This window comes from Eubacterium sp. CAG:161 (assembly GCF_000432355.1).
Lineage (GTDB): Bacteria > Bacillota > Clostridia > Lachnospirales > Lachnospiraceae > Eubacterium_G > Eubacterium_G segne.
The window spans coordinates 127,104-129,328 of record NZ_HF991874.1 but is presented as its reverse complement, the minus strand read 5'-3'; the positions used below and the strand labels follow the sequence as shown (position 1 = coordinate 129,328).

The 2,225-nt window shown below is 33.1% G+C and carries 2 protein-coding genes; one reads left to right on the top strand and one right to left on the bottom strand.

Features of this window, described 5'->3' with window-relative positions; genetic code table 11:
• The coding region (locus Q5O30_RS10665) for an InlB B-repeat-containing protein (protein WP_302674701.1) at window positions 1-1,178 on the bottom strand (1,178 nt) is incomplete at its 3' end.
• 232 nt (window positions 1,179-1,410) lie between these two features.
• Between Q5O30_RS10665 and Q5O30_RS10660 the strand changes: the two genes are divergently transcribed.
• On the top strand, window positions 1,411-2,208 hold the full coding sequence (locus Q5O30_RS10660; RefSeq protein WP_021953732.1) for a polysaccharide deacetylase family protein: 798 nt from the start codon (window positions 1,411-1,413) through the stop codon (window positions 2,206-2,208).
• Window positions 2,209-2,225: the final 17 nt, after the last annotated feature.

Here is a 2,225-nt window from a genome sequence, read left to right as displayed (position 1 = left end):
CCCAATTCTGTTTTGTTATCTGAATCGTACATCATTCCTGTGTCTAAATCAAAAAATCCCATTCTAATATTTGGATCTCCTGACGTTGGGTTTGATGTCATGCATATACGGACTCTTCCTTCTTCTGTTGTAGGCATAAATTTACAATAATATTGTATTAATGAAGTAACTAATATAGTTTCGTTACTCCATGACAATCCGTTTGTGGAAGAACGGTATGCCCAGTTTTTATTATCAACTCTGTAAAAAATATAATACTTATTTTTATACTGTAAAATCTGGCTGTAGCAGGTCTTTCCCTGAGACCTTAAAACAACATCCGTGTTGAAATTTTTAATGCTTTCTGCTTCACCTGATATTCTAACGTGAATTTCATTATCACTGTTATGTCCGCCTGAATAAACACACATTATTTTGCCGTCTCTCATAACAGTCACTGCCATTGCATTATGGTCGTCAGTAGAGGTTGTCTTTTTCAGATATGTCTTTTCTGTTTTCTTTGTATCATTATTATAGGATGCCACGCCGCTGTAACCTTCACTTGTGGTAAATCCCCAGTAAACATTATCTTTAGTGTTTGCATATGAAACCACCTGTGGATAACACCACCAGCTCCATATCATATCTTCATTTCCAACTTTATTTATATTCAACTTTTCCAGCTGCCACTTGGCATATAATGTAATATTTCCCGTTGTTCCTTTGGCAATTTTTACAACCTTCTTTGTCAGCTTACTGTCTCTATACCACCCCATAAATACATAATTTTTCTTTGTTGGTGCAGCCAGCTTCACTGTTACCTGACATGTATATGTTTTTACGCTTGACTTATTTAAAGTTCCGCCATTTACGTTGTAAGAAATCTGATATGTTCTAGCCTGCCACTTAGCGTATACCTTTTTGTTTCCCTTTAAGCCTTTTTTAATGGTAGTTATTTTGTTTCTATAATATTTATCTGTATACCAGCCCTTAAAAAGATATCCCTTTTTAGACGGTGAATATAATTTTTTTGATTTGTTTGATTTATATTTTGAAGTGTTCTTTTTATTATTTGTTCCTCCATTTAAAACATATGTCACCTTATATGTTTTAACCTTTGTTTTCGCAGATACCTGCATACTCATTCCCAGTGCTAATACAAGGGTAAGCATGACTAACATTAAACTTTTTTTCTTCATTCTTTTGCCTCTCATTCCTCAAGAAAATATCATGACCCGTAATTTAATTCCACAATTTATTATATAAACATTTTTGCAAAAATCAACAAATTGCATCATTAATATTATTCCCGATAATATTTAATCTCTTTCTTATTTTATTAAATAAAATTAATATTAATTTGATGAATTGCACAATCATATTATATTTTTTTTAGCATAAATTATAATAATAAGTTTCCGGAGAATTGTTATGTCTGGTTCACAGCAAATTTCATTATTGAGGCGAAGTATTTTTTGGCTATGCATTCTTATTGCAGTGGCTGGTGTTACATACCATTATCAGGAAAATATTTTTAAAGAAGGCTTTGATTCCCTGACTGCTACTAATACCCCAAAGGACATTCCTATATGTAATGTAAAAACCAATAAAAAACTTGTTTCCCTTTCCTTTGATGCCGATTTTGGAAACGAAGATATAGAAAAGATTTTAAGTGTTCTAAAAAAATATGATGTTAAAACAACATTTTTTATTACAGGAAACTGGGTTGAAAAATATCCTGAGGCTGTCAAAAAAATGCAGGCTGCCGGTCATGATTTGGGTAATCACAGCTACCATCACAAACATATGCCTGAATTAGATGCCGCCGGAATATCTGACGAAATTAATACTGTAACTGAAAAAGTAAAAGAGCTTACCGGAGTTACCATGAATCTTTTCCGCCCTCCTTATGGTGACTATAGTAATGCCCTTTTAACCCAGGCTAAATCTCTTAATTATTATGCCATTCAATGGAATATTGACAGTCAGGATTGGAAAAACTATGGTACCGATTCTATTGTAAGTACCATCCTTAACCACAAAGATTTAAAAAACGGTTCTATTATCCTTATGCATAATGGTGCAAAATATACTGCTGAAGCTTTGCCTAAAGTAATTGAAGGTTTGAAGAAAAAGGGCTATGAAATTGTTCCTGTATCAAATCTAATATATATGGACAATTTCCATATCGAACCGGATGGCAGTCAGGTACAGGATACAAGTCAATAACTTTATATACGCCCCCA